General features: G+C 34.1%; 1 protein-coding gene. It reads right to left on the reverse strand.

The window, feature by feature from the left end:
* Nucleotides 1-26 precede the first annotated feature (26 nt).
* Nucleotides 27-1229 carry an IS256 family transposase gene (locus IEV15_RS14510; protein WP_188363259.1) on the reverse strand — a complete coding sequence of 401 codons (1203 nt, stop codon included), beginning with the start codon at nt 1227-1229 and terminating at the stop codon, nt 27-29.
* Nucleotides 1230-1295: the final 66 nt, after the last annotated feature.

Raw genomic sequence — 1295 nt, forward strand, 5'->3', positions numbered from 1 at the left:
GGGAGTGTTCAATAAACTGTGTCATTTCATTTTATTCTATCACTAAAATACGCATTTAAATCATTTTGAATAGCAGACCAGTGAAAAATTTGTCCATTCCATCTAGTTTGTGCGTTCATAATAGCTAAGTATACCTGTTTTAATATGGCGTTTTCTGAAGAGAATGCACCTTTTGTTTTGGTTACTTTTCTGATCATTCTGTGATAACTTTCTATTGGATTTGTTGTATACATTATTCTTTTTAAATGAGGTGAATACTTGTAAATATTAGCTAGTCTGTCCCAATTTTTATCCCAGCTCCTAAATATTGCAGGGTATTTTTTATTCCATTTTTCTCTTGCAAGTTCCAATGCTTCAAGTCCTTTTTGTTCGCTTGGAGCTTGATAAACAACTTTTAAATCCTTCATTACTTCTCTTAAGTCAGTATGAGTTACATATTTTGCACTATTTCTCATTTGATGTACCAGGCAAAGCTGAACCTCTGTTTTGGGGTAATAGTCTTCAATAGCATCCCCAAAGCCAGATAAGTTATCGATACATGCGATAAAAACATCTTCTAGCCCTCTATTTTGTAAATCATTAAGCACTTGACGCCAAAAACTACTACTTTCAGAATTACCAAAATAGATGCCTAAAACTTCCTTTTGCCCCTCTATTGTAACGCCTAAAATAGAATAGATAGCTTTACTCTTAACTTGACCTTCGTCTCTGACTTTGTAATGCATTGCATCAAGCCAAATCAAGGGATAAACGCTTTCTAATGGTCTATTTTGCCATTCTTTAATCTCAGGTAATATTCGGTCTGTAATGCTGCTTATTGTACCATCTGAAACTTCAAAATCATACATTTCCTTTAAATGATTTTGAATATCTGAATAGCTCATTCCTAAACCATATAAACCAATGATTTTTTTGTCAATATCGCTACTGATACTCACCTGACGCTTAGGAACCGTCTGTGGCTCAAAGCTACCATTGCGGTCTCTGGGAGTTTCTAATTCAAAGGTTCCTAAACCACTTGTGATTGTTTTCGTGCCTTTGCCATTACGCCTGTTTTTTTGAGGTTTTGTCTCTTGTACATGATCTTTTATTTCACTATCAAGGGAGGCTTCTAAAATCATTTTTAGAAGCGGCGTAAATACACCATCTGTACCGGTCAAAGGTTTACCTTGTTTTAATTTCTCTATGGCTGACTTAGAGAAAGACTCAAAATCGAATTGTTCGCTCATAATAATCAAATTTAAAAAATTTAAACATCCATTTTTTATATTTGACACAGTTTATTGAGCATACTC

Source organism: Flavobacterium orientale, assembly GCF_014638005.1.
In the GTDB taxonomy this organism is placed as follows: domain Bacteria; phylum Bacteroidota; class Bacteroidia; order Flavobacteriales; family Flavobacteriaceae; genus Flavobacterium; species Flavobacterium orientale.

Bases quoted from the DNA above. Each gene is read 5' to 3' on its own strand.
- IEV15_RS14510 (WP_188363259.1), bottom strand. From the start codon at position 1,229: ATGAGCGAACAATTCGATTTTGAGTCTTTCTCTAAGTCAGCCATAGAG.